The organism is Streptomyces sp. LN549 (genome assembly GCF_043203805.1).
Lineage (GTDB): Bacteria > Actinomycetota > Actinomycetes > Streptomycetales > Streptomycetaceae > Streptomyces.
Genome location: NZ_JAZHRI010000002.1, coordinates 5,883,247 through 5,908,323, shown reverse-complemented (window position 1 = coordinate 5,908,323; position 25,077 = coordinate 5,883,247). Strand labels below are relative to the sequence as shown.

The following is a 25,077-nucleotide window of genomic DNA, read 5'->3' as shown; positions in this document are numbered from 1 at the left end:
GCGCTCCGTCGCCCCCGTTCAGTGGGTCCGGCGGGTGACGAACTCCGCCAGCGCCAGGAGATCGCCCGCCGCCGACAGGTCGGGCACGGCCCGGGACAGGTGGTGCACCGCGCGTGCCATCCGGTCCGCGGCGCAGGCCTGCGCCCAGTCACGGCCGCCCGCCCGGTCCACGGCGTCGGACGCGCGCCTCACCTCACCGGACGTGTTCAGGGGACCCCGGTAGAGCGCGGCGAGCTCCGCCGACGCAGGGGTCCCCGAGGTCAGCGCGGCGACCACGGGCAGCGACTTCTTGTGGGCGGAGAGATCGGCGCCGACCGGCTTCCCGGTCCGGGCGGGGTCGCCCCAGATGCCGATCAGGTCGTCGATGAGCTGGAAGGCGAGTCCGGCCTCCCGGCCGAAGCCGTCCAGCGCGCCGACGGCGCGCTCGTCCGCGCCCGCATAGAGCGCACCCAGCGCACAGGCACAGCCGAGCAGCGCGCCCGTCTTCGCCGTCGCCATGGTGAGGCACTCGTCCAACGAGACCTCGTCCGGCCCGCGTTCCTCGAAGGCGCAGTCCGCCTGCTGGCCCGCGCACAGCTCGATGACGCAGGTGGAGAGCCTGGCCGAGGCGCGGGCCGACATCGCGCGGGCGTCCTCGGCCAGAAGCCGCTGGGCCAGGGCGAGCATGGCGTCGCCCGCGATGACCGCGTCCGGGATGCCGAAGACCGTCCAGGCCGTGGCCCGGTGGCGGCGGGTGCGGTCCTCGTCGATGACGTCGTCGTGCAGCAGGGTGAAGTTGTGGGCCAGTTCCACGGCGACGGCCGCCCGCACGGCCTCCCTCGGATCACCTCCGAGGGCCCTGGTGGCGGCGAGGACGAGCGCGGGTCTGATCGCCTTTCCTGCGCCGCCCGCGGCGGGGCTGCCATCGGCGTGCTCCCAGCCGAAGTGGTACATCGCGACGCGCCGGATCGACCCCGGCAGTGAGGCGACCGCGGCCCGCAGATGCGGATCGACGAGGGTCCGGGTGTACTCCAGGAGCGCCGCGGCCTCATTGCCCTCGGTGGCGGCGGCGTCGGTACGGGTCATGGTCAATCGGTCACCCCGGTCGTTGCCGTCCCCGGCCCCCGATGACTGTCGCCCCGGGGGCCGGGGACGTGGGTGGTTGATGTGGGTGTGCCGGCTGCGGCCGGCGGGGTCCCGGACCCGGTGGGCCAGGGACCCCGCGGACTCACCGCCAGCGGCTGACCTCGACGTTCTCCAGGACACCGAGGGCGTCGGGGACCAGTACGGCCGCCGAGTAGTAGGCCGTCACGAGGTAGGAGATGATCGCCTGCTCGTCGATCCCCATGAAACGGACCGAGAGACTGGGCTCGATCTCGTCCGGGATGCCCGTCTGCTGGAGGCCGATGACGCCCTGTTCGGCCTCGCCCGTCCTCATGCAGATGATCGACGTGGTGCGGGCGTCCGTGACCGGGATCTTGTTGGACGGGAAGATCGGGACCCCGCGCCAGGCCGGCACGTGGTGTCCGCCGATGTCCACGCTCTCCGGCACCAGACCGCGCTTGTTGCACTCGCGGCCGAAGGCGGCGATGGCCCTCGGGTGGGCGAGGAAGAGCTTCGATCCGCGCCGTCGCGACAGCAGTTCGTCCATGTCGTCCGGGGTGGGCGCCCCGTCGTGCGGCTGAAGCCGCTGACCGTAGTCGCAGTTGTTGAGCAGGCCGAACTCCCGGTTGTTGATGAGCTCGTGTTCCTGGCGCTCGCGCAGCGCCTCGACCGTGAGCCGCAGCTGCTGCTCGGTCTGGTTCATCGGCTGGTTGTAGAGGTCGGCGACCCTGCTGTGGACCTTCAGCACGGTCTGGGCGACGCTCAGTTCGTACTCGCGGGGCGCGGACTCGTAGTCCACGTACGTGTGCGGGACGACGGCCTCACCGACATGGCCCGCGGACAGGTCGATCTCCGCTTCGCCGTACTTGTTGGTTCGCTGCTGCGGGATGGTGAGCAGCCCGGCCAGATGGGTGCGCAGCGAGTCGGCCCGCTCGGCGAGGTTGAGCACATCGGCCCGCCTCAGTGTCAGAACCGTGCACGCCGTGACGGCGCGGGCCGTGTACTCCCAGAGGGCGTCGCCCTCGATCAGGGAGTGGTCGCCGAAGTAGGACCCGTCGGCATGGACCCCGAGCACCGTCTCGTCCCCGTAGGGCCCGGTGCCGACCTTCTCGACCTTTCCGTGCGCCAGGAGGAAGACCCGGTCCGCCGCCTCGCCCGCCGTGGCCAGGAGCTGTCCGGCGGGAATGTCGCGCTGCTCGCACCGCCTGGCCAGTTCGGCGAGCACTTCCTCGTCCCCGAAGTCCCTCAGGGCCGGCAGTTCACCGAGCTCGGCGGGGATGACCGAGACCCGGTCGCCGGTCTGTACGAACGTCACCCGGCCGTCCCCGACCGAATAGCTCAGCCGGCGGTTGACCCGGTAGGTGCCGCCCTGCACCTGGACCCACGGCAGCATCTTCAACAGCCACCGTGAGGTGATCTCCTGCATCTGCGGAGCGGACTTGGTGGTCGTCGCGAGGTTCCGCGCGGCTGCCGTGCCAAGACTCTGCTGCGGCGGCACCTGCGCGTTCTGAACCTCTTCACCAACGGACATCTGTCGTCCTCTCGATTCATCGGCTGACCTGCGAGAAGAACCTTTCAGCATGCTGACTCCATACGCCATTACACAAAAGAGTGTGACTAATCGGGCTATGGGTTGGGCACCACGCTGCGCGATACCTGCCGAGCCGATTAATTTGCATACGGAATGCAAATTCACTTACCGTGACCGCCATGCGGCTGACGAGATTCACCGACGTGGCGCTGCGCGTACTGATGCGTCTCGCCGTCGTGGAGAGCCAGGATCCGCCGACCACCCGGGAGGTGGCGGCGACCATGCAGGTGCCGTACTCCCATGCCGCGAAGGTCGTGGCCCGCCTCCAGCACCTCGGCCTGGTCGAGGCGCGGCGGGGCCGCGGCGGCGGACTCACCCTCACCGCGGCCGGCCGCTCCGCCTCCATCGGCGGGCTCGTCCGCGAACTGGAGGGCCCGGGCGACGTCGTCGAGTGCGAGGGCGCCACCCCGTGCCCACTGCGGTCGGCCTGCCGGCTGCGCAACGCCCTGCGTGCGGCCTCGGAGGCCTTCTACGCCTCACTGGACCCGCTGACCGTCGCCGAACTGGTCTCCTCCCCGACCGGCCCCCTGCTGATCGGCATCAGCAGCAGACCGCCGGTGGACTGAACCACCCCCACCGCACCGGGCCGACGGCCCGGTTCCTACACTGCTCTTAAATGCGCATCTCAGATGCCAATTCTGATCCGAGGAGTTAACGATGCTCTCCGAGCCGTCGACCGCCACCGTCCGCGCCACCCTTCCCGCCGTCGGCGCGGCCATCGGGGACATCGCCGATCTCTTCTACCGCAAGCTGTTCGACGCTCATCCCGAGCTGCTGCGCGACCTGTTCAACCGCGGAAACCAGGCCTCCGGCGCCCAGCGCCAGGCGCTCGCGGGCTCCATCGCCGCGTTCGCGACCCAGCTGGTCGAGCACCCCGGCACCCGTCCCGACGTGATGCTCGACCGCATCGCGCACAAGCACGCCTCGCTCGGCGTCACGGCGGCCCAGTACGACGTCGTGCACACACACCTGTTCGCGGCCATCGCGGAGGTGCTCGGCGACGCGGTGACCCCCGAGGTCGCAGCCGCCTGGGACGAGGTCTACTGGCTGATGGCCAACGCCCTGATCGCCGTCGAGGAGCGGCTGTACGCACAGCAGGGCGTCGTCGCCGGCGACGTCTGGCGCGACTGGGAGGTGATCTCCCGCACCGAGGAGACCGCGGACGTCGCCACGTTCCGGCTCCGCCCGGCCGACGGCGCTCCCGCCCCTGCCTTCCACCCCGGTCAGTATGTGTCCGTGCAGGTCGAACTCCCGGACGGCGCACGCCAGATACGCCAGTACAGCCTCTCCTCAGCCCCCGGTTCGGCAGTTCGCTCGTTCACCGTCAAGCGGGTGCACGGCGGCGGCGCCCCCGACGGCGAGGTCTCGCGGCACCTGCACGCGCAGGTCGGGGCCGGCGACCGGCTCCGGGTCTCGGCCCCGTACGGCGACCTCGTACTGAAGTCCACCGACGCCCCGCTCCTGCTCGCCTCCGCGGGCATCGGCTGCACCCCGATGCTGTCGATGCTGGAGCACCTCGCGGACTCCGGCCACCGCGCACCGGTGACCGTGGTGCACGGCGACCGTTCCCCCGCCGACCACGCACTGCGCGCCGACCACGCCCTGTTCACCGCCAAACTGCCCGATGCCGCGGCGCACTTCTGGTACGAGGACCCCGAGCCGGGCCACCCGGCGGACCGCACCGGCCTGGTGGACCTGACCGGCGTGGTGATCCCGTCCGGCACCCACGCCTACCTCTGCGGCCCACTGCCCTTCATGCGGGCCGTGCGCACCCAGCTGCTCGCCAAGGGCGTCCCGGCGGCCGACATCCACTACGAGGTGTTCGGCCCCGACCTGTGGCTCGCCCAGGGCTGAGCGGCCGCCGTCGGGTGGGCTGAGACCGGGCGGCTCTCGCGGGATTGACCGGATCGGCTCGCACAGCGCCCGAACAAAGCCCCGGAATCCCCCCGCAACTGGTCCGGGGCCCTGTCCGTCGGGTACAAGCGCTGTACGGACACACTCCCCCACGCACGAAGGAGTCGGCCATGTCCTCACCCATGTCCGCGAGCACCTTTCTCGACGCCCTCAAGGACGAAGGGCTCACCGTCGTCCAGGTCGGCGACTGGCGCACCCACAACCGCAACCACAAGGGCCCCTGGGGGCCCGTCAACGGCGTGATGATCCATCACACCGTCACCAGCGGCACCGCCGCGACCGTCCGGATCTGCCGCGACGGATACGCCGCACTGCCGGGGCCGCTGTGCCACGGCGTCATCGCCAAGGACGGCCGGGTCCACCTGGTCGGCTACGGACGGACCAACCACGCCGGGCTCGGCGACGACGACGTGCTGCGCGCCGTCATCGCCGAGAAGGGCCTGCCGTCGGACAACGAGACCAACACCGACGGGAACCGGCACTTCTACGGGTTCGAGTGCGAGAACCTCGGCGACGGCAAGGATCCCTGGCCCGCCGTCCAGCTCGAAGCCATCGAGAAGGCCGCGGCCGCTGTCTGCCGCCACCATCACTGGACCTCCCGGTCCGTCATCGGCCACCGGGAGTGGCAGCCCGGCAAGGTCGACCCGCGCGGCTTCTCGATGACCGCCATGCGGGCCCGGATCCACGACCGCCTGAAGTAGCCGGGCCCCGCTCCGGCCCGGGCGCGGCCACAATGGAGGCATGCCCTCCACGCCCCCCGACGCGCTCGGCCTCTCCCGTCTGCAGCCGGCGCTCCCCTCGCCCCTGCAGCCGGCCGAGGACGAGCGCTTCGCCCGTCACGGCGTGACGCTGCTCCTCAAGCGCGACGACCTGATCCATCCGGACCTGCCGGGCAACAAATGGCGCAAGCTCGCCCCGAACCTCCGCGCCGCCGCCGGCCGTCCCGTGCTGACCTTCGGCGGCGCGTACTCCAACCACCTGCGGGCCACGGCCGCCGCAGGCAGGCTGCTGGGTTTCCGCACCGTCGGCGTCGTCCGGGGCGACGAACTCGCCCACCGCCCGCTCAACCCCTCGCTCGCCCGCTGCGCGGCCGACGGCATGCGACTGCACTTCGTGGACCGGCAGACGTACCGCGACAAGGCCGATCCACAGGTCCTGGCGGGCCTGCTGAGCGCCCACGGGGAGTGCGAGGTCATCCCGGAGGGTGGCAGCAACGCCCTGGCCGCACAGGGCTGCACAGAGCTCGGCCGCGAGCTGCGCGGAGCCGTCGACGTGGCGGCGGTGGCCTGCGGCACCGGAGGAACCCTCGCCGGACTCGCGGCAGGGCTGGCACCGGGACAGCGCGCCCTCGGCATCCCGGTCCTGCGCGGCGGCTTCCTGGGGGACGCGGTACGGGACCTCCAGGAGGAGGCGTTCGGCGGACCCGCCGGCGCGTGGTCCCTGGACGACCGTTTCCACTTCGGCGGGTACGCCCGCACCACCCCCGGACTGCATGCCTTCGCCGACGACTTCGAGGACCGCCACGGGCTGCCGGTCGAGCGGCTCTATGTGGCCAAACTCCTGTACGCGCTCACCACGCTGGCCGGGGAGGGGGCGTTCCCCGCCGGAACCGCCGTCGCGGCCGTCGTCACGGGGCGCCCGGACACTCCCCGGGGCGATCAGCCGTCCGACTCCTCCCGGTAGGCCGCGGCCTCCTCCAGGTCGAGACGCCTGAGCAGGGTCCGCATCATCTCGTCGTCGATGCTGCGCTCGTCCCGCAGCCGTACGAAGACCTCGCGCTCGGCCTCGATCATCTCGCCGGCCAGACGCCGGTAGGTGTCGTCCGCCGACTCCCCCGTCACCGGATTGGCCGCACCGAGCCGTTCCCAGACGGCGTTGCGGCGGCGCTCCAGCACGGTGCGCAGCCGGTCGGTGAGCGGCTGGGGCAGGCAGTTGCGCTGATCGGTGAGCAGTTCCTCCAGGCGCGCCTCGGCGGCCGTGGACGCCGTGCTCTGGGCCTGTGCCTCGGCGAGCGTCTCGGCCTGCCGGTCGCGGCCCGGAAGCTTCAGGACCTTCACCATGACCGGCAGGGTGAGCCCCTGGACGACCAGGGTGCCGATGACCGTGGTGAACGTCAGGAACAGCACCAGGTTGCGCGCCGGGAACGCCTCGCCGTCGCTCATGACCAGCGGGATGGAGAAGGCGATGGCGAGCGAGACGACCCCGCGCATCCCGGCCCAGCCGACGATCAGCGGCGAGGTCCAGTTGGTCTCGGGTTCCCGTTCGCGGATCCGTTTCGACAGCAGGCGTGGCACGTAGGTCGCCGGATAGACCCAGATGAACCGGACCACGACGACCGCCAGGAACACCGCCACCGCGTACCAGAGTGCCTCGGCCACGGCGTACGTACCGAGCCCCTTCAGTACGAAGGGCAGCTGGAGGCCGATCAGGGCGAAGACTGCGGACTCCAGGATGAACGCGACCATCTTCCAGACGGCGGCCTCCTGGAGCCTGGTGGCGAAGTCGACCTGCCAGGAGCGGTGGCCCAGATACAGCGCGACGACGACCACGGCGAGCACTCCGGAGGCGTGCACGCGCTCGGCGGCGGCGTAGGCCACGAACGGGATCAGGAGCGACAGGGTGTTCTGGAGCAGGGGCTCCTTGAGGTGCGTACGGAGCCAGTGCAGCGGGACCATGAGCACCAGCCCGACCCCGACACCGCCGACCGAGGCCAGCAGGAACTCCCCGATCCCGGCGCCCCAGCTCATGCCCTCGCCCACGGCTGCGGCGAGTGCCACCTTGTAGGCGGTGATCGCGGTGGCGTCGTTCACCAGCGATTCACCCTGAAGGATCGTCGTGACCCGGGAGGGCAGGCCGACGCGGCGGGCGATGGCCGCGGCGGTGACGGCGTCCGGCGGGGCGATCACGGCGCCCAGCACCAGCGCCGCGGTGAGGGGCAGGTCGGGCACCAGCCGGTACGCCAGCCAGCCCACCGCGACGGTGGCGAACAGTACGTAACCGACGGAGAGCAGGGCGACGGGACGGATGTTGGCCCGCAGGTCCAGGTACGAACTGTCCACGGCCGCCGTGTAGAGCAGCGGCGGCAGCAGGAGCGGCAGCACGATGTGCGCGTCCAGCGTGTACGTCGGCACCCCCGGCAGATACGAGCCGATCAGCCCGAGAGCCACCAGCAGCAGGGGGGCCGGCACCGGCGTCCGGCGGGCCAGACCGGCCGTCGCCGCACTGGCCGCGACCAGTGCCACCAGTGGCAATGCGTCCATCTCACGGTCCTCGCATCCGTCGTAACCTGGCCATCATGAGTGAGTGCCCGCACGTACCTGACCTGCCGCGCCCCGAGCCCGGACCCCTCTCGGGGACCTGTCTCGAATGCCGGGCGGCGGGTACCCACCCCGTGCAACTGCGACTCTGCCTGATCTGCGGCCATGTCGGCTGCTGCGATTCGTCGCCCATGCAGCACGCCACGGGGCACTTCAAGGAGACCGGCCATCCGGTGATGCGGAGCTTCGAGGCCGGCGAGAGCTGGCGCTGGTGCTTCGAGGACGGTTCGATCGTCTGACGTCTGGGTACGTCAAACCGGCGCCTGTTGTTCGTAATTGACCGCCGCAGACCTCTAGCCACTGTGTGTACTCGTGGGCTTACCATGAGTGACACTCATGGGATGGGGTCTCGGCGACACGGCATCATGGATCGCGATAGCGTCGCCGGACCAAGAACCGAAGACGTACCGCATGGCTCCGGGCGACCCTTCCCGGATCCTCGAAGAGTTTGTGCCACCTTGGAGGTGAGGGTGTCCCAGATCGCAGGCGAGCCCGGGAATCAGGACTTCGTAGAGGTCCGGCTGCCCGCTGCGGGTGCCTACCTGTCGGTGCTGCGTACGGCCACGGCCGGCCTCGCAGCGCGTTTGGACTTCACTCTCGACGAGATCGAGGATCTTCGCATCGCGGTCGACGAGGCCTGCGCGATCCTGCTTCAGCAGGCCGTGCCCGGTTCCGTCCTCAGCTGCGTGTTCCGGCTCGTCGACGACTCTCTCGAGGTGACGGTTTCGGCCCCGACGACGGACGGCCGGGCCCCGGAGCGCGACACGTTCGCCTGGACGGTGCTCTCCGCACTGGCCGGAAAGGTCGACTCCTCGGTCGCCGATGACCGTACGGTCAGCATCAGCCTGTACAAACAGCGCGGCGCGGGACCCGGGCCGGCGTGAGCAACGGGAACGGGGACGGTCCTGTGCGGGACGAGACGATCCGACCAGGGGTGGTGCGCGCAGCAGGCATCCCGGAACAGCAGGCCCTGCCTCATCCGGTGGACGAGGCGGACCTGCCCCGTGCGGTGGACGGGGCGGACGGGCCCGCCGGTATTACGGTCGCGGTGGAGCAGTCGCATGCGGAGCGGGCAGGCCAGATGAGCGAGCACGGGCACCACGATCCACGCGACCGCAGCGGAGCGCGGGCGCTGTTCATCGAGCTGGGCAAGCTCCCGGACGGGTCGCCGGAGAAGGCCGAGCTGCGCAACCGGCTGGTGCGGATGCACCTGCCGCTCGTGGAGCATCTGGCCCGGCGCTTCCGCAACCGCGGCGAGCCCCTGGACGATCTGACCCAGGTCGCCACCATCGGTCTGATCAAGTCGGTGGACCGCTTCGACCCGGATCGCGGCGTCGAGTTCTCGACGTACGCGACTCCCACGGTCGTCGGCGAGATCAAGCGGCACTTCCGTGACAAGGGCTGGGCGGTGCGGGTGCCGCGCCGGCTCCAGGAGCTGCGGCTCTCGCTGACCACGGCGACCGCGGAGCTCTCCCAGCAGCACGGCCGCTCACCCACGGTGCACGAGCTGGCCGAGCGGCTCGGCATCTCCGAGGAAGAGGTCCTGGAGGGCCTGGAATCGGCCAATGCGTACAGCACGCTCTCGCTGGATGTGCCGGACACGGACGACGAGTCCCCCGCGGTCGCGGACACGCTCGGTTCCGAGGACGAGGCGCTGGAGGGTGTCGAGTACCGGGAGTCACTCAAGCCGCTGCTGGAGGACCTGCCACCACGGGAGAAGCGGATCCTGCTGCTCCGCTTCTTCGGCAACATGACCCAGTCGCAGATCGCGCAGGAGGTCGGCATCTCGCAGATGCACGTGTCGAGGCTGCTGGCCCGCACGCTCGCGCAGTTGCGCGAGCGGCTGCTCGTCGAGGAGTAGGCGGGCCGGGGCGTCCGGACAGCATTCACCCCTGTCGGCCCGGCCCGCCGGGCGGGCAGGGGCAGGCCGCCCGACAGCGCCTCAGGCGTCGGCGCGGTCCGCGTCGGGCGTCGCGCCCGGTCGACGGATGCCGAGCGCCTCGATGGTCGCCGGCCGCGCCAGCTGGAAGAGCGCGGTCAGCGACGCTGCGGCGAGCACGATCCCGGCCGGGATCAGCACCCCGTGGGACCGCAGCAGCGTCCAGGCCACCGGGAGCGCGATGATCTGCGTGATGAGCGCGGGTCCACGGCTCCAGCTGCGCCGCTGGAGCAGTCCGCGGGCGGCGAAGAGCGGGATCAGCCCCAGCGCGATCACCGTCAGACCCCCCATTTCGGCCTGCTGCGGGCTGTCGGGGCGGCCGAGCAGCCCCATGACCAGCATGTAGACACCGCCGATGACGAGGGCCGCACCTTCGAGGGCGTTGAGTCCGGCCACGAGCGTGATCCTGGCCGGCTTCGGCGGTTCGGCCAAGGGCATCGACGAGGGCGCGTTCTGCTGAGTACTCACCCTTGCAGGTTGGCATCTCCGGCACACGAAAGGGAAGCCGGGGTCGGAACACCACCGGACCACCCCCGGACGGTTCGCGCGGCCCGTCGCACCGCGCCCGGGTCGTCACTCAACGTGAAGGCGGCCGGGCAGGACTTCAGGCCGATACCTCGCGGTAGGTAGTCTGGCAGTCATGCGCGCACTTCTTGTGGTCAACCCAGCTGCCACCACCACCAGTGCGCGGACCCGTGACGTGCTGATCCATGCACTGGCCAGCGAGATGAAGCTGGAGGCCGTGTCCACGGAGTACCGCGGGCACGCCCGTGACCTGGGACGACGGGCCGCCGACAGCGACGACATCGATCTCGTGGTCGCGCTCGGTGGTGACGGTACGGTCAACGAGGTCGTGAACGGCCTGCTCCACAACGGCCCCGACATCGACAACCTGCCGAAACTCGCCGTGGTCCCCGGCGGCTCCACCAATGTCTTCGCGCGCGCCCTCGGCCTCCCGAACGACGCGGTGGAGGCGACCGGCGCCATCCTGGACGCACTGGCCAACCGCACAGAGCGCACCGTGGGCCTGGGCCTGGCGGCCGGCACCCCCGGCACGGAGGACGAATCGGTCCCGGAGCGCTGGTTCACCTTCTGCGCCGGTCTCGGATTCGATGCCGGAGTGATCGGTCGCGTCGAACAGCAGCGCGAACGCGGTAAGCGTTCGACCCATGCTCTGTATGTGCGCCAGGTGATGCGCCAGTTCCTGGAGGAGCCGCATCGGCGACAGGGGACGATCACGCTCGAGGTGCCCGGCCAGGACCCGGTCACCGACCTCGCGCTCTCCATAATCTGCAACACGGCCCCCTGGACCTACCTGGGGAACCGGCCGATGTACGCCTCCCCGAAGGCATCGTTCGACACCGCCCTCGACGTCCTGGGCCTGCAGCGTCTGTCCACCGCGGCGGTCACCCGCTACGCCACCCAACTGCTCACTTCGAGTCCCGAGAAGGGCCCGCGCGGCAAGCACGCGGTTTCACTGCATGACCTCACGGACTTCACCTTGCATTCAAAGGCCCCACTGCCCTTCCAGATGGACGGTGACCACCTGGGGCTCCGTACGAGTGTGACGTTCACAGGCGTACGCCGTGCACTGCGTGTGATTGTGTGAGCGGAAGGGACCAAAGTCCTTTAACTCGAACGTTTGGACTGGCTTCCACCCTCTAGAAGTACGGCTGTGACCTAGCCGACACCGAGGAATCAAAAAAAACTTTCCAGAAGGGGTTGTATCCGTCGCCGAGGTTTGCGAATCTCTACATGGCGATCGGGACGGCCCGCAACAACGGCCTCCACTGAGAGCCAGAACCCCTCCTCACTGCACAGGACCACAACCAGTTCATCTGGGCGTCGGCCCGACACTTGCGGGGGGATTCGTGAAAGCGTTCACATTCACAAGCCACAGTACGTATACCAAGGAGAGGTAGCAGCCATGGACTGGCGTCACAACGCCGTTTGTCGTGAGGAAGACCCGGAGCTGTTCTTCCCCATCGGCAACACCGGTCCTGCGCTGCTGCAGATCGAGGAAGCCAAGGCCGTCTGCCGTCGCTGCCCCGTCATGGAGCAGTGCCTGCAGTGGGCGCTCGAGTCCGGCCAGGACTCCGGCGTCTGGGGTGGCCTCAGCGAGGACGAGCGCCGCGCAATGAAGCGCCGCGCCGCTCGCAACCGGGCGCGCAACGCAAGCGCCTGACCGACGCCACCGCTACGAACCTCAGCCAGGCGGCGCGTACGGAGTGTACGCATCACCCCGCCCCCCGAGTCGCAGCGCGCAGTACCCCCGAAGCGCACGCTTGACCAGAGAGCCCGGACCGTTCACCAACGGTCCGGGCTCTCTGCTGTGCGTACGTGAGAACTACTTGTCGGCGCGGACCGGGATGTCGAGGACGACCTGGGTGCCCCGCTCGGGTGCCGGCACCATACCGAACGACCCTCCCAGCTCACCCACCACCAGCGTCCGCACGATCTGGAGTCCCAGATTTCCGGCACGCTGCGGGTCGAACCCTTCGGGCAGGCCGCAGCCGTCGTCCTGAACGGTGATCAGCAGCCGCCCCTCGGTGGGCGAACCACCGCGCACCGCGGACACCTCGACCGTGCCGGACTCGGCCACGCCGAACGCGTGCTCCAGAGCGTTCTGCAACACCTCGGTGAGGACCATCGCAAGCGGCGTGGCCACTTCCGCGTCGAGGATGCCGAAGCGTCCCGTGCGACGGCAGGTGACCTTGCCCGGCGAGATCTCGGCGACCATGGCGATGACCCGGTCGGCGATCTCGTCGAACTCCACCCGCTCGTCCAGATTCTGGGACAGCGTCTCATGAACGATGGCGATCGAACCGACGCGCCGCACTGCCTCGTTGAGCGCCTCGCGGCCCTGCGGGGAGTCCATCCGGCGGGCCTGCAGGCGCAACAGGGCGGCAACCGTCTGGAGGTTGTTCTTGACCCGGTGATGGATCTCCCGGATCGTGGCGTCCTTGGTGATCAACTCGCGCTCACGGCGGCGAAGTTCGGTGACGTCACGCAGCAGGACCAGGGAGCCGATGCGGACCCCCTTGGGCTTGAGCGGGATCGCCCGGAGCTGGATCACACCGCCCGCGCACTCGACCTCGAACTCGCGGGGCGCGTAACCGCTGGCGAGTTTGACGAGCGCCTCGTCCACCGGGCCCCGGGAGGGCGCGAGTTCGGCGGTGATCCCGCCGAGGTGCTGTCCGACCAGGTCGGAGGCGAGGCCGAGGCGGTGGTAGGCGGAGAGGCCGTTGGGGCTGGCGTACTGGACGACGCCGTCGGCGTCGAGGCGGACCAGACCGTCGCCGACCCGCGGCGAGGCGTCCATGTCGACCTGCTGGCCGGGGAACGGGAAGGACCCGGCCGCGATCATCTGGGCCAGGTCGGAGGCCGACTGGAGGTAGGTGAGCTCCAGCCGGGACGGCGTGCGGACCGTGAGCAGGTTGGTGTTGCGCGCGATGACGCCCAGGACCCGGCCCTCCCGGCGTACGGGGATCGACTCGACCCGTACGGGGACCTCCTCGCGCCACTCGGGGTCGCCCTCGCGCACGATCCGGCCCTCGTCCAGCGCCGCGTCCAGCAGCGGACGGCGGCCGCGCGGGACCAGATGGCCGACCATGTCGTCCTGGTACGAGGTGGGGCCGGTGTTGGGACGCATCTGGGCTACGGACACATAGCGGGTACCGTCACGGGTGGGGACCCAGAGAACGAGGTCGGCGAAGGACAGGTCGGAGAGCAGTTGCCACTCCGAGACCAGCAGATGGAGCCACTCGAGGTCGGTGTCACTCAGGGCTGTGTGCTGGCGGACGAGGTCGTTCATGGAGGGCACGTGTGCGAGCGTACCTGTGGATGTGCACAGCTTCCGAACCGGACGGCCCGCCCGTACGTGCAGGAGGAAGGGCCGAAATCATCGCGCACCACGGATGGACACGACGAATGGTCTAGTCCACAATGCTCAAGACAGAGCCTCCGCTCTCCCCGCACAGGGGAGCGGACCGAGGTACCTGCGCTCTCTGCCCTGACTGCGCCGGTATCTCCCCCCGGCCGGGGGCACCGCACACCGCCGGCCGAACCGATCGCCCGTCACGGGCGGTCCTGCTCCGGGCTGCGGTGCTGGTCGGGCTGAGGGTCCCGGCCCGGCGCCGCGGCCCGCGGGTGTTTCCCGGGGCGGATCACGCGCCCCTCAGCGGGTCTCGGTGACCTTCGCGAGCGCGCGCGGCGCGTCCGGGTCCTGACCGCGGGCGATCGTCACCTCGTAGGCCAGCATCTGCAGCGGCAGGATCTCCAGGATCGGCTGGACCTCCTCCGCGACGCCGGCCGTCGGCAGCACGAAGCCCGCGGAGGCCGCTTCCACCTGGGCCTTCGGGCCGACCACGAAGAGGTCCGCGCCGCGGCCGCGCAGCCGGTCGAGGACGGGCTGGAGGGCATCGCCGCCCCGGCCGTCGGTGACCACGGCGATCACCGGAGAGATGTTGTCGACCATGGCGAGCGGGCCGTGCAGCAGGTCGGCGCCGGAGTAGGACAGGGCGGGGATGTAGCTCGTCTCCATCAGCTTCAGGGCGGCTTCCTTGGCGGTCGGATAGCCGTAGCCGCGCGAGGTGATGACCATGCGCTCGGCGAAGCGGTAGCGGGACGCCAGGGCCTTGACCTCGTCCTTGCGGGCCAGGGTCGCCTCGGCGAGCTCCGGAAGGATCGCGGCCGCCGCTCCGTCGCCGCCGCGCAGGCCCTCCACGAAGAGGTACAGGGACAGCAGCGAGGCGGTGTACGTCTTGGTGGCCGGCAGGGCCTTCTCCGGCCCCGCCAGGATGTCGATGTGGTACTCGGAGACCGCGGCGAGCGGTGAGTCAGGGCTGTTGGTCACCGCCAGCGTGACCGCACCGGCCTCCCGGGCCGCCTTCGTCGAAGCCACCAGGTCGGGCGAGCCACCGGACTGGCTCACGGTGATGACCAGGACGTCCTTCAGATCGGGCTTCGCGCCGTACGCGGTGGTCGTGGACATCGAGGCCAGGCCGCAGGGCAGGCCGAGCGTGATCTCCAGCAGGTACTTCGCGTAGAGCGCGGCGTTGTCCGACGTGCCGCGGGCGGTGAGCAGGACGAAGCGTGGCTTCCTGGCCGCGATCTCGGCGGCCACCGCCCGGATCGCGGGCGCCCCCCGGTCGAGGATGCGCCGCAGCATCTCGGGCTGCTCGGCCATCTCGCCGGACATGATCCTGCCGGGCTGCTCGCCCTCGCCGGCCGGGTACGTGGCGGACATGTCTGGTGCCTCCCGGGGGTGTCACGATGCGTCGGTCAAGTCGAACACGGGGCACCGCGGGGCCGCCAGCGGACAGCCTCCCTGCGCGGCCGTGCCCGGGCATCCCGAAAGGTCTCCCCGACGGGCGCCCGGGGCCGTGTCCAGGGGCGCGAGGTCTGCTAGATTGTCCTTAGATTGGTCTATACCACATGTCTTCACTCTAGATCGGCAGGCCCCGCGTGGAAGTTGTCATCGTCCCGGACGCCAAGGCAGGCGGCGAACTGATCGCGGGGGCCATCGGCGCCCTGCTGAGCCGCAAGCCCGACGCCCTTCTCGGCGTTGCCACCGGATCTACCCCGCTGCCCATCTACCAGGCGCTTGCCGAGAAGGTCCGCGCCGGCGCGGTGGACGCGTCGCGCGCCCGCATCTGCCAGCTCGACGAGTACGTGGGGCTGCCGGCGGGCCACCCGGAGTCGTACCGCTCCGTGGTGCTGCGCGAGGTCGTCGAACCGCTCGGGCTCTCCGAGGCTTCGTTCATGGGCCCCGACGGCTCCGCCGAGGACGTCCAGGCCGCCTGCGAGGCGTACGACAAGGCGCTCGCCGAGGCCGGCGGCGTGGACCTCCAGCTGCTCGGCATCGGCACCGACGGACACATCGGCTTCAACGAGCCGTGCTCCTCGCTCGCCTCCCGTACCCGGATCAAGACGCTGACCGAGCAGACCCGGGTCGACAACGCGCGCTTCTTCGACAACGACATCGCGCAGGTGCCGCACCACGTCATCACCCAGGGCATCGGCACGATCCTGGAGTCACGCCACCCGATCCTGCTCGCGACGGGCGAGGGCAAGGCCGACGCCGTGGCGCAGACGGTCGAGGGACCCGTCGCCTCGATCGTGCCCGCCTCGGCACTCCAGCTGCACCCGCACGCGACGGTCGTGGTCGACGAGGCGGCGGCGTCCAAGCTGAAGCTGGCGGACTACTTCCGCGCCACGTATGCGGCGAAGCCGCTGTGGCAGGGCATTTAGTTCCTGCGGTACGTGAGAGGGCCGGGACACCGTGTGGTGTCCCGGCCCTCTCACGTACCGGGCGTCCCGCTGGACGCCTCCGTCGGCAATCGCCGGACGGGCTTGATCTGCCCGGGCGGGCCGGATGCGGGTCAGCCCGCAGTGATGACCTCCGCCGCCGCCAGGCCGCAGACCCTGGCCGCGCCGTGGGTGGCGATGTGCAGGGCGCCCCTGGGCTCCGCCTGGGGGACGCCCATCTCGACCACGATCGTGTCCGGACGCGCCGCGAGCACCGCGTCGAGGGCCTCGGTCATCCACGGGTGGCGGTGCGCGTCGCGGACGACCGCGACGATGCGCCGGTCACCCGCGGCCCGCAGCACACCGGCCGCGGTTGCCTCGGTCTCGCTGCTGTACGTGTCGGTCCCGGTGCCCGGCACCAGCCGGGCCAGTTCGGCCGCGACGCCCCACGGGGTCTCGTCCCCGACCGCGATGTTCGCGACCGGGGTGAACGCGGCGACGTACGCCGGTCCGGTGAGCGGCTCGCCCGAGCCGGTCACCTTGACCGCGCGGCGGGCGGCGGTCAGACCGACGTCCGAGCTGATGCCCGTGCTGTTTCCGGTGCCGGACGCGGTCCCCTCCTGCACTGCCGCGCCCGGCTCCGAGACAGCCCCCCTGGCCCGCTGCGTCCAGGACGCGAGTGCCCGTACCCGGGCAGCTGCGTCCGCCAGCCGCGCCTCGGGCAGTTCACCGGCACGGACCGCCGCGACCAGCGCGTCACGCAGCCGCAGGACCGTGCTGTCGTCGTCGAGACCGCCACCGACGCAGAGCGCGTCGGCACCCGCCGCGATCGCGAGGACCGAGCCGCGCTCGATCCCGTACGTCGAGGCGATGGCCTGCATCTCCACGGCGTCGGTGACGATCAGGCCGTCGTAACCCAGCTCCTCGCGCAGCAGGCCGGTCAGGATCTGCGGGCTCAGGGTCGCCGGGCGGTGCGGGTCGAGCGCGGGGAGCAGGATGTGCGCGCTCATCACCGACTTGGAACCCGCTGCGATGGCCGCCCGGAAGGGCACCAGCTCACGGGCGTGCAGGGTCTCCAGGTCCACGTCGATGCGGGGCAGCGCGTGGTGCGAGTCGACCGCGGTGTCGCCGTGCCCCGGGAAGTGCTTGGTGCAGGCGGCGACGCCGGCGGCCTGGAGGCCCTCGACATACGCGGCGGTGTGCCGGGCGACCAGGTGGGGGTCGGCGCCGAAGGAGCGCACCCCGATCACCGGGTTGCCGGGGTTGGAGTTGACGTCCGCGGAGGGCGCCCAGTTGAGGTTGACGCCGCAGTCGGCGAGCCGGCGGCCCAGCTCCTGGGCGACGGCGCGGGTCAGTGCGACGTCGTCGACGGAGCCGAGCGCCAGGTTGCCGGGGAAGGAAGAGCCATGACGCACCTCCAGCCGGGTGACGTCGCCGCCCTCCTCGTCGATGGCGACGAGCACGTCGTCGCGCTCGGCGCGGAGCTGCGCGGTGAGCGCGGCGAGCTGCTCGGGCGTCTCGATGTTCCGGCCGAACAGACCGACGGAGGAGAGCCCTTCGCCGACCCTGCGCAGCAGCCAGTCGGGCGCGGTGGTGCCGGTGAAGCCCGGCTGCAGGACGGCGAGGGCGTCACGGGTGACGGTGTCCGTGGTGGAAATGAGGGTGGTCATGACGCGGCGTTATCCCTTCACGGCGCCGTCGGTAAGACCGCTGACGGCCTTGCGCTGCAAGTAGATGAAGAGGATCAGGATCGGGATCGCGAAGAGTGAGGAGGCAGCCATGGTCGCCCCCCAGTCGTCACCGAACGCGGTCTGGAACTGCGAGAGCCAGAGCGGCAGGGTCTGGGACTCGATGTCCTTGTTGAGGATGAGAACGAGCGGGAACTCGTTCCAGGCGGTGATGAACCCGAAGAGCGAAGTTGCCATCAGGCCGGGACCGAGCAGCGGCAGGATCACCTTCCTGAACGCCTGCGGGCGGGTGCAGCCGTCGACCATGGCGGACTCCTCCAGCTCCTTGGGCACCGCGGCGACGTAGCCACGCAGCGTCAGAATGGTGAAGGGCAGGACCATCATCATGTAGAAGAACGTCAGCGGGACCAGGCTGTTCAGCATGTCGGCATCGCGGACCAGCATGTAGATGGCGATGACCATGACTTCCCAGGGCGCCATCTGCGCGATCATGAACGTCAGCAGAATGCCGCGGCGGCCCTTGAAGCGCATGCGCGACATCGCGAAGGACGCCAGCAGCGCGATCACCAGCGAGGCGACCACGGAGAGGATCGTCACCGTGAACGAGTTGCCGACCAGAGTCCAGAAGTGGTCGGCCGCCATGGCCTTCTTGAAGTGCCCGAAGGTGATGTCGGTGGGGAACCACACCGGGGTGTCGGTGATGATGTCGCCGGTCGGCTTGAAGGCCGTGCTGAACATCCAGTAGACGGGGAAGGCGAAGCCTATGAAGAGGACGACAGCCGTCAGGTTGGGCCAGATCCGGCCGAACAGTGAGCGCTTCACAGCTCGTCCTCCTCTTGCTTGAGTACGGTGCGCAGGTAGTAACCGGTCATCGCCAGCAGGACGATGATGGTCAGGAACGAGATGGCCGCACCCATGCCGAAGTGCTGGTTGCCGACGCCTTCGACGAACGCGTAGACGGGCAGGGTCTCGGTGAGCCGGTCCGGGCCGCCGCCGTTGATCGCGAAGAGCTGGGCGAAGGACTTGAAGACCCAGATGACTTCGAGGAACGTCGTGGCCAGCAGGAACGGCTTGAGGAACGGGAGCGTCACCAAGGTGAAGCTCTTCCAGGAGTTGGCGCCGTCGAGCGAGGCGGCCTCGTACAGCTCCTTGGGGATCGTCGTCGACGCGGCGTACAGGTTGATCGCCACGAACGGGATGGACTGCCAGACGATCACCAGGGTGACCAGCGAGAACGTGGACAGCTGACTGCTCGTCCAGTTGAAGTCGGCCATCGAGTGCCAGCCGAGGCTGTCGAGGACGTAGTTGACGACTCCGAACCGCTGGGCGAACAGCCACTGGTAGACCGTGGTCGCCGCGATCATCGGCATGGCCCAGGCGAGCACCAGGCCCAGCATGAGCACCAGTCGCATTCTCTTGCCCAGCCGCGCGAGCAGGAGGCCGACGAGCATCCCGAACACCATGATCAGGACGACGTTGGCGGCGGTGAAGAGGACCGACCGCTCGACAACCCTCCAGAAGTCCGAGCTGCCGAGGACTTCCTTGTAGTTGTCGACGCCGTTCCACTCGGTCAGGTGGAGGATCAGCTGGCGCGGGTTGAGGTTCTGGAACGACAGCATGCCGTTCTTGACCAGTGGGTAGCCCAGGAGCACCGCTGTGACGAGCAGTGCGGGCAGGAGGAGGAGGTACGGGGCGAAGCCACCGGCCCGCTCCTTGCTCGATGCGGCGGGGCCGCCGGAAGGCGCGTCGTCCTTGCGGACGCCGACTGCCGGGACCGAGTCCACTCTTTCGGTCTGCACTGACATGCTCGCCATCTCTGTCTTGGGCCGTACGGTCGAGTCACGCGGGTGCGCCGGGGGGCGTTGCCCGCCCCCCGGCGCGTGCGATCAGCTCTTCTGCGAGAGACGCTTGTTGATCTCCGCCTCGACCGCCTTGGCGGCGTCGGCCGGGGACTTGCCGTTCAGAACCGCGGTCATGTAGCTCTTGATCGGGTTCGGCGCGTTCTCGACAGCGGCCCACTCGGGGATGAGCGGGGTGGTGCCGCCGACGGCGGCGGCCGGGGCGGCGGCCTCGGCGGCGCCGTTTCCGGTCAGGTTGGAGTTGAGCGACTCCTTGTTCGGGATGACGCCGTTCTCCTTGGCCAGCTGGCCCTCGAACTGGTCGGACAGGGAGAGCTTCAGGAACTCCTTGGCGAGGTCCTGCTTCTTGCTGCCCGCGGCAACCGCGAAGTTCGAGCCACCGAGGAAGACGCCCTCGGGCTTGTCGGCGGTCTCACCCGGGATGGTGAAGTAGCCGATGTCACTCTCGATCTTCTTGTTGGCGGCGATGGCCGTGCCGGCTTCCCAGCCCATGCCGATGAAGGCACCGACGTTGCCCTTGGCGAAGACCTCGGCCTGCTGCGGGGTGGCCTCGTCCTTGTCCTTGGGAGCCTTGGAGTAGGCCTGGTACTTCTTGTAGAGCTCCATGGCCGCGGTGACCTTGGGGTCGGAGAGGTTGGAGACGTACTTGTCCCCTTCCTTCTTCACGAGGTCCGCGCCCTGGCCGATGGTCAGACCGTCGAAGAAGTACCAGTTCTGGCCGGGCAGGTAGATCGGCTCGGCCTTGCCCTTCTTCTTGATGGCGTCCAGGTCCTTGAAGAACTCGTCCCGTGTCTTCGGGGTGTCCGTGATGCCGGCGTCGGCCCAGACCTTCTTGTTGTAGATGACGACGCGGTTGGCGAAGTACCACGGGGCGGCGTACTGCTTGCCGTCGAAGACCGAGGACTCGTTGAGTGCCTCGACCCAGTCGCCGCCGATCTCCGCCTTGAGGTCACTCAGGTCGGAGAGGCCACCGGTGGCCGCGTATGCCGGGGTCTGGGTGTTGCCGACCTCGATGACGTCCGGCGGGGTCGACTCGGAGAGAGCCGTCGTGATCTTCTGCTGAATGCCGTCCCACTTCTGGGTCTGGAACTTCAAGGTCGCGCCGGTCTTCTTCTTGAAGGCGGCGGTCAGGTCCTTGGTCCAGCCGGGAGGCGTCGAGCCGTCCATGGCCCAGACGGTCAGCGTCTGGCCCTTGTAGCTGTCGGGGCCGGTCTTCTTGCCGCTGTCAGCCTTGTCGTCCGAGCCACAGGCAGTGGCACCGGCCAACAGAGCCACGACGCCAATAGCCGCGATGAGTCCGCGCTTCACGACACCCTCCTCAGGGATGCAAGAGAATTCCCCCCACCACCCGAGAACGCCGTCCGTCGCACAATTACATGCGACGGGTACTGCCCGTGGGGCTGGGACCTGGTCTTTAATGGTTTAGACCAGTACCGGGAGCTTGGCCTAGACCTTTAGGGGTGTCAAGGGTGTATAAGAAGTGCACTCGCGTCCGTTACAGGACCGACACCTGAGGGAGGGCGACGAGCCGTGACCGGACCGTGCCACCATGTGAGCCGCGACAGACGGAGGAGCCGGTGACGGCAGCAACGCAGCAGTCGGGAAGGCGGGCCATGGGTGCCGACGGGGGCAGTACGGAGAACGAGACGGGCACGGGCACGCGCACCGCGCGCGTCCCGAAGTACTACCGGCTGAAGCGGCACCTCCTCGACATGACGGACACGATGCCGCCGGGCACCCCTGTGCCCCCGGAGCGGACCCTCGCCGCCGAATTCGACACCTCGCGCACCACCGTGCGCCAGGCCCTCCAGGAACTGGTCGTCGAGGGCCGGCTGGAGCGCATCCAGGGGAAGGGCACCTTCGTCGCCAAGCCGAAGGTCTCGCAGGCCCTGCAGCTGACCTCGTACACCGAGGACATGCGCGCCCAGGGACTGGAGCCGACGTCCCAGCTACTGGACATCGGCTATGTCACGGCCGACGACATGCTCGCCGGACTCCTCGACATCAGCACGGGCGGACGCGTACTGCGGATCGAACGGCTGCGTCTGGCGAGCGGTGAGCCCATGGCGATCGAGACCACCCACCTCTCGGCCAAACGCTTTCCCGCGCTGCGGCGTTCGCTGGTGAAGTACACGTCGCTCTACACGGCCCTGGCCGAGGTGTACGACGTACGGCTGGCCGAGGCGGAGGAGACCATCGAGACCTCCCTCGCCACCCCGCGCGAGGCCGGCCTGCTCGGCACGGACGTGGGCCTGCCGATGCTCATGCTGTCCCGGCACTCACTGGACGGCCGGGGCGAGCCGGTCGAATGGGTGCGCTCGGTCTACCGGGGCGACCGCTACAAGTTCGTGGCCCGCCTGAAGCGGCCGCTGGACTGATCCGTCCGCGTCACCGTTCACCCGCACAGCCCCCGTGGAACCGTTCCCACGGGGGCTGTTCGCCGCCCTGGGACCCCACCCCCCAATTGGCCTGGACCAACACCCCGACGTTTGAGGTCATTTCGACCAACTGTCCGATACCGAAGGACCGTTGCCGGACCGCAATGCGGACAGGGGGTGACGGTGGGCGGAACCCTCGCCTAGATTTCCTGCGCATTACACCAGGTGATCAGCGAGGGGACGGAGTCGCCGCCATGCCGGAAGAACCAGAAGGAAAACCACCCACCGTCACACCCATGCGGGTGGTCATCGCCCTCTGTCTCATCGCGCCGTTCGTGGCGATGCTCTGGGTGAATTCGTACGCCAAGGTCGACCCGGCCTTCATCGGGATCCCGTTCTTCTACTGGTACCAGATGCTCTGGGTGCTGATCTCCACGGCGCTGACGATGATCGCGTACAAGCTGTGGCAGCGTGACCAGCGCGCCCGCAAGGGGGGTGCGTCAGCATGAAGGACGGCGTGAACGGCGTCGCGCTCGGCGTCTTCATCTTCTTCTTCCTGGCCGTCACGGTCGTCGGCTTCATGGCCGCCCGGTGGCGCAAGGCCGAGAACGAGGCCAGCCTCGACGAATGGGGGCTGGGCGGACGGTCGTTCGGCACCTGGGTCACCTGGTTCCTGCTCGGCGGCGACCTCTACACCGCGTACACCTTCGTCGCCGTTCCCGCGGCGATCTACGCGGCGGGCGCGGCCGGCTTCTTCGCGGTGCCCTACACCATCCTGGTGTATCCGCTGATCTTCACCTTCCTGCCGCGTCTGTGGTCGGTGTCGCACAAGCACGGCTACGTCACCACCTCGGACTTCGTCCGCGGACGCTTCGGCTCCAAGGGGCTCTCGCTGGCGGTCGCCGTCACCGGCATCCTCGCCACGATGCCGTACATCGCGCTCCAACTCGTCGGCATCCAGGCAGTGCTGGACGTGATGGGCGTCGGCGGCGGCGAGAACACCCACTGGTTCATCAAGGACCTGCCGCTGCTGATCGCGTTCGCGGTACTCGCCGCGTACACCTACTCCTCCGGCCTGCGTGCCCCGGCGCTGATCGCGTTCGTCAAGGACGGCCTGATCTACCTGGTCATCGCCGTGGCGATCATCTACATCCCGATCAAGCTCGGCGGCTTCGACGACATCTTCGCCAAGGCGGGCGAGGCCTTCTCGGCGAAGAACGAGGCGGCCGGCAAACCGGTGGCCGGGCTCGCACCCGGTGAGGCGGGCCAGTGGGGGTACGCCACCCTGGCCCTGGGTTCGGCGCTGGCGCTCTTCATGTACCCGCACTCGATCACGGCCACGCTCTCCAGCCGCAGCCGTGAGGTGATCCGCCGCAACACGACGATCCTGCCGCTGTACTCGCTGATGCTGGGCCTGCTCGCGCTGCTCGGCTTCATGGCGATCGCCGCCGGCGTCAAGGTGGACAACGGCCAGCTGGCGATCCCGCAGCTGTTCGAGAACATGTTCCCCGACTGGTTCGCGGGGGTCGCGTTCGCCGCCATCGGTATCGGCGCCCTGGTGCCCGCCGCGATCATGTCGATCGCCGCGGCCAACCTGTTCACCCGCAACATCTACAAGGACTTCCTGAAGCCCGACGCGACACCCGCGCAGGAGACCAAGGTCTCCAAGCTGGTCTCGCTGCTGGTGAAGGTCGGTGCGCTCGCCTTCGTCCTCACCATGGACAAGACGGTCGCGATCAACTTCCAGCTGCTCGGCGGTATCTGGATCCTCCAGACGATGCCGGCCCTGGTCGGCGGGCTGTTCACCCGGTGGTTCCACCGCTGGGCGCTGCTCGCGGGCTGGGCGGTCGGCATGGCGTACGGAACGCTCGCCGCGTACGGCGTCGCCAGCCCGACCCAGAAGCACTTCGGCGGGTCGTCCAAGGAGATCCCGGGCCTCGGCGAGATCGGCTACATCGGTCTGACGGCCTTCGTGCTGAACGTCGTGGTGGTCGTCGTCCTCACCTTCGTCCTGAACGCGGTGAAGGCGCCGGCCGGGGTCGACGAGACCTCTCCGGGCGACTACACCGCGGACGCGGGCGACCCGGGCGTGAAGACGGAGCTCCCGCCGGCCACCGCCGGTGCGCCGGGCGGCCACTGACCGCCACCTGCGTGAACGGGCCGCCGTGCGCCTCCGGGGAGGGGTGCGGCGGCCCGTTCGCGCGTCCTGCGGAAAACCCTTTGCGGCCACGGCCCGTGGGTACGGCAGACTTCCGCCCATGGACATAGCGATCCGGCCGGTCGAGCCCGCCGAGCACGCGCTCCTCGGCGAGATCACCGCCGAGGCCTATCTCGGCGACGGGCTCCTGGACTTCGGCGCCGACGATCCGTACCTGGTGCAGCTGCGCGACGTACCCCGCCGGGCCGCCGAGGCCGAGGTACTGGTGGCCGCCGACGCGCGGGGCCGCGTCCTGGGCGGGGTCACCTACGCCCCGCCGGGCAACCCGTGGGCCGACATCGCGACGGCCGACGAGGCCGAGTTCCGGATGCTGGCGGTCTCCCGCGAGGCCCGCGGCGCCGGGGCGGGCGAGGCGCTCGTACGGGCCTGTATCGACCGCGCACGGGGCACCACGGGGGTCACGGGGCTCGTCCTGTCGACGCAGCCGGCCATGCACGGCGCCCATAGGATCTACGGGCGCCTCGGCTTCGTACGGACCCCCGAGAGGGACTGGAGCCCCATCGCCGAGCTCAAGCTGCTGACGTACCGTCTGGAGCTCGGGCCCCTGCCGTAAGGGCGCACTTGGAGGGTCCGAGATCTCGCACGACACAACATGTGGGGGCTGCCGCATCCGGCAGCCCCCACATGTATGCTCGTGCTCGCTGTCGCCGCAGGGAAATCCGGTGTGAATCCGGAACTGTCCCGCAACGGTGTGTTCGGTGTGCTTTTGTGCACTCCCGAGTCCGAGGTCCTGCCGACAGCGCATCCGGCTCGACCGATCCGGATGCCCAGACGTCCGGGCCTCGTGGATGGGCCGGTGGACGCCGCACGGAGCGCTGCCCTGCCGGGTCCCGCTCCGCCC

Annotated in this window: 24 protein-coding genes and 1 riboswitch; of the genes, 14 read left to right on the top strand and 10 right to left on the bottom strand. The window is 69.6% G+C overall.

From position 1 onward, the window contains the following. Positions 1-18: 18 nt before the first annotated feature. Together SH922_RS26935 and SH922_RS26930 are read right to left on the bottom strand one after the other, a co-directional pair. On the bottom strand, positions 19-1,065 hold the full coding sequence (locus SH922_RS26935; RefSeq protein WP_393060412.1) for a family 2 encapsulin nanocompartment cargo protein polyprenyl transferase: 1,047 nt from the start codon (positions 1,063-1,065) through the stop codon (positions 19-21). Positions 1,066-1,207: 142 nt separating this feature from the next. Next, a complete protein-coding gene (locus SH922_RS26930; RefSeq protein WP_393060411.1) occupies positions 1,208-2,614 on the bottom strand; it encodes a family 2B encapsulin nanocompartment shell protein in 1,407 nt (468 codons plus the stop codon). A 179-nt stretch (positions 2,615-2,793) separates the two neighbouring features. Between SH922_RS26930 and SH922_RS26925 the strand changes: the two genes are divergently transcribed. The 4 genes from SH922_RS26925 to SH922_RS26910 all read left to right on the top strand — a co-directional run bounded on the left by SH922_RS26925 (position 2,794) and on the right by SH922_RS26910 (position 6,271). Next, entirely contained in the window at positions 2,794-3,240 is a 447-nt protein-coding gene (locus tag SH922_RS26925; RefSeq protein WP_393060410.1) for an RrF2 family transcriptional regulator, read from the top strand. A gap of 91 nt (positions 3,241-3,331) precedes the next feature. Continuing rightward, positions 3,332-4,528, top strand: a complete 1,197-nt coding sequence (locus SH922_RS26920; protein ID WP_393060409.1) for a globin domain-containing protein — start codon at positions 3,332-3,334, stop codon at positions 4,526-4,528. Positions 4,529-4,698: 170 nt separating this feature from the next. Further along, a complete protein-coding gene (locus SH922_RS26915) occupies positions 4,699-5,289 on the top strand; it encodes an N-acetylmuramoyl-L-alanine amidase (protein ID WP_393060408.1) in 591 nt (196 codons plus the stop codon). 40 nt (positions 5,290-5,329) lie between these two features. Continuing rightward, on the top strand, positions 5,330-6,271 hold the full coding sequence (locus tag SH922_RS26910) for a 1-aminocyclopropane-1-carboxylate deaminase/D-cysteine desulfhydrase (RefSeq protein ID WP_393060407.1): 942 nt from the start codon (positions 5,330-5,332) through the stop codon (positions 6,269-6,271). Here SH922_RS26910 and SH922_RS26905 read toward each other — a convergent pair. Further along, positions 6,247-7,848, bottom strand: a complete 1,602-nt coding sequence (locus SH922_RS26905; RefSeq protein ID WP_393060406.1) for a Na+/H+ antiporter — start codon at positions 7,846-7,848, stop codon at positions 6,247-6,249. The genes SH922_RS26910 and SH922_RS26905 overlap by 25 nt on opposite strands. A gap of 35 nt (positions 7,849-7,883) precedes the next feature. Here SH922_RS26905 and SH922_RS26900 point away from each other — a divergent pair, with 35 nt between their 5' ends. The 3 genes from SH922_RS26900 (at position 7,884) to SH922_RS26890 (ending at position 9,766) form a co-directional block, all read left to right on the top strand. Then, a complete protein-coding gene (locus SH922_RS26900; RefSeq protein ID WP_393060405.1) occupies positions 7,884-8,144 on the top strand; it encodes a UBP-type zinc finger domain-containing protein in 261 nt (86 codons plus the stop codon). Positions 8,145-8,375: 231 nt separating this feature from the next. Next, positions 8,376-8,789: an anti-sigma regulatory factor gene (locus SH922_RS26895; RefSeq protein ID WP_067163834.1), complete on the top strand. Its 414-nt coding sequence runs from the start codon at positions 8,376-8,378 to the stop codon at positions 8,787-8,789. Further along, positions 8,786-9,766 (top strand): RNA polymerase sigma factor SigF, encoded by a 981-nt coding sequence (locus SH922_RS26890; protein ID WP_393060404.1) that lies wholly within the window; start codon positions 8,786-8,788, stop codon positions 9,764-9,766. Before SH922_RS26895 ends, SH922_RS26890 begins: the two co-directional genes overlap by 4 nt. Positions 9,767-9,847: 81 nt before the next feature. On the opposite strand, the gene SH922_RS26885 is transcribed toward SH922_RS26890, so the two are convergent. Then, a complete protein-coding gene (locus tag SH922_RS26885) occupies positions 9,848-10,240 on the bottom strand; it encodes a hypothetical protein (RefSeq protein WP_393063700.1) in 393 nt (130 codons plus the stop codon). 244 nt (positions 10,241-10,484) lie between these two features. Between SH922_RS26885 and SH922_RS26880 the strand changes: the two genes are divergently transcribed. Next, positions 10,485-11,453, top strand: coding sequence for a diacylglycerol kinase family protein (locus SH922_RS26880; protein ID WP_351002760.1), 969 nt, complete (start codon positions 10,485-10,487; stop codon positions 11,451-11,453). A gap of 318 nt (positions 11,454-11,771) precedes the next feature. After that, on the top strand, positions 11,772-12,029 hold the full coding sequence (locus SH922_RS26875; RefSeq protein WP_003953983.1) for a WhiB family transcriptional regulator: 258 nt from the start codon (positions 11,772-11,774) through the stop codon (positions 12,027-12,029). Positions 12,030-12,191: 162 nt separating this feature from the next. Here the strand turns inward: SH922_RS26875 and SH922_RS26870 are convergent, their stop codons facing one another. Both SH922_RS26870 and SH922_RS26865 read right to left on the bottom strand, forming a co-directional pair. After that, a complete protein-coding gene (locus SH922_RS26870) occupies positions 12,192-13,658 on the bottom strand; it encodes a histidine kinase N-terminal domain-containing protein (RefSeq protein ID WP_362545479.1) in 1,467 nt (488 codons plus the stop codon). 363 nt (positions 13,659-14,021) lie between these two features. Beyond that, positions 14,022-15,092, bottom strand: a complete 1,071-nt coding sequence (locus SH922_RS26865; protein WP_393060403.1) for an SIS domain-containing protein — start codon at positions 15,090-15,092, stop codon at positions 14,022-14,024. A gap of 218 nt (positions 15,093-15,310) precedes the next feature. Here SH922_RS26865 and nagB point away from each other — a divergent pair, with 218 nt between their 5' ends. Then, positions 15,311-16,096: a glucosamine-6-phosphate deaminase gene (nagB, locus tag SH922_RS26860; protein WP_393060402.1), complete on the top strand. Its 786-nt coding sequence runs from the start codon at positions 15,311-15,313 to the stop codon at positions 16,094-16,096. Positions 16,097-16,227: 131 nt separating this feature from the next. On the opposite strand, the gene SH922_RS26855 is transcribed toward nagB, so the two are convergent. The 4 genes from SH922_RS26855 to SH922_RS26840 all read right to left on the bottom strand — a co-directional run bounded on the left by SH922_RS26855 (position 16,228) and on the right by SH922_RS26840 (position 20,948). Further along, positions 16,228-17,763 carry a glycoside hydrolase family 3 protein gene (locus SH922_RS26855; protein WP_393060401.1) on the bottom strand — a complete coding sequence of 512 codons (1,536 nt, stop codon included), beginning with the start codon at positions 17,761-17,763 and terminating at the stop codon, positions 16,228-16,230. Between the two features lie 9 nt (positions 17,764-17,772). Then, positions 17,773-18,603 carry a carbohydrate ABC transporter permease gene (locus SH922_RS26850; RefSeq protein ID WP_393060400.1) on the bottom strand — a complete coding sequence of 277 codons (831 nt, stop codon included), beginning with the start codon at positions 18,601-18,603 and terminating at the stop codon, positions 17,773-17,775. Further along, positions 18,600-19,586: a carbohydrate ABC transporter permease gene (locus tag SH922_RS26845; protein ID WP_393060399.1), complete on the bottom strand. Its 987-nt coding sequence runs from the start codon at positions 19,584-19,586 to the stop codon at positions 18,600-18,602. Before SH922_RS26845 ends, SH922_RS26850 begins: the two co-directional genes overlap by 4 nt. An 81-nt stretch (positions 19,587-19,667) precedes the next feature. After that, the gene (locus tag SH922_RS26840; RefSeq protein ID WP_393060398.1) at positions 19,668-20,948 is read right to left on the bottom strand and encodes an extracellular solute-binding protein; all 1,281 of its coding nucleotides are present in this window, start codon (positions 20,946-20,948) and stop codon (positions 19,668-19,670) included. 305 nt (positions 20,949-21,253) lie between these two features. Between SH922_RS26840 and SH922_RS26835 the strand changes: the two genes are divergently transcribed. From SH922_RS26835 to SH922_RS26820, 4 genes are all read left to right on the top strand, one after another. Next, positions 21,254-22,018: a GntR family transcriptional regulator gene (locus SH922_RS26835; RefSeq protein ID WP_393063699.1), complete on the top strand. Its 765-nt coding sequence runs from the start codon at positions 21,254-21,256 to the stop codon at positions 22,016-22,018. A gap of 254 nt (positions 22,019-22,272) precedes the next feature. Then, entirely contained in the window at positions 22,273-22,527 is a 255-nt protein-coding gene (locus SH922_RS26830) for a DUF3311 domain-containing protein (RefSeq protein ID WP_393060397.1), read from the top strand. Continuing rightward, a complete protein-coding gene (gene mctP, locus SH922_RS26825; protein ID WP_393060396.1) occupies positions 22,524-24,158 on the top strand; it encodes a monocarboxylate uptake permease MctP in 1,635 nt (544 codons plus the stop codon). Before SH922_RS26830 ends, mctP begins: the two co-directional genes overlap by 4 nt. Before the next feature lie 118 nt (positions 24,159-24,276). Further along, entirely contained in the window at positions 24,277-24,789 is a 513-nt protein-coding gene (locus tag SH922_RS26820; RefSeq protein ID WP_393060395.1) for a GNAT family N-acetyltransferase, read from the top strand. A 62-nt stretch (positions 24,790-24,851) separates the two neighbouring features. Next, positions 24,852-24,989: riboswitch (cobalamin riboswitch) on the top strand. The last annotated feature ends 88 nt before the right edge of the window (positions 24,990-25,077 follow it).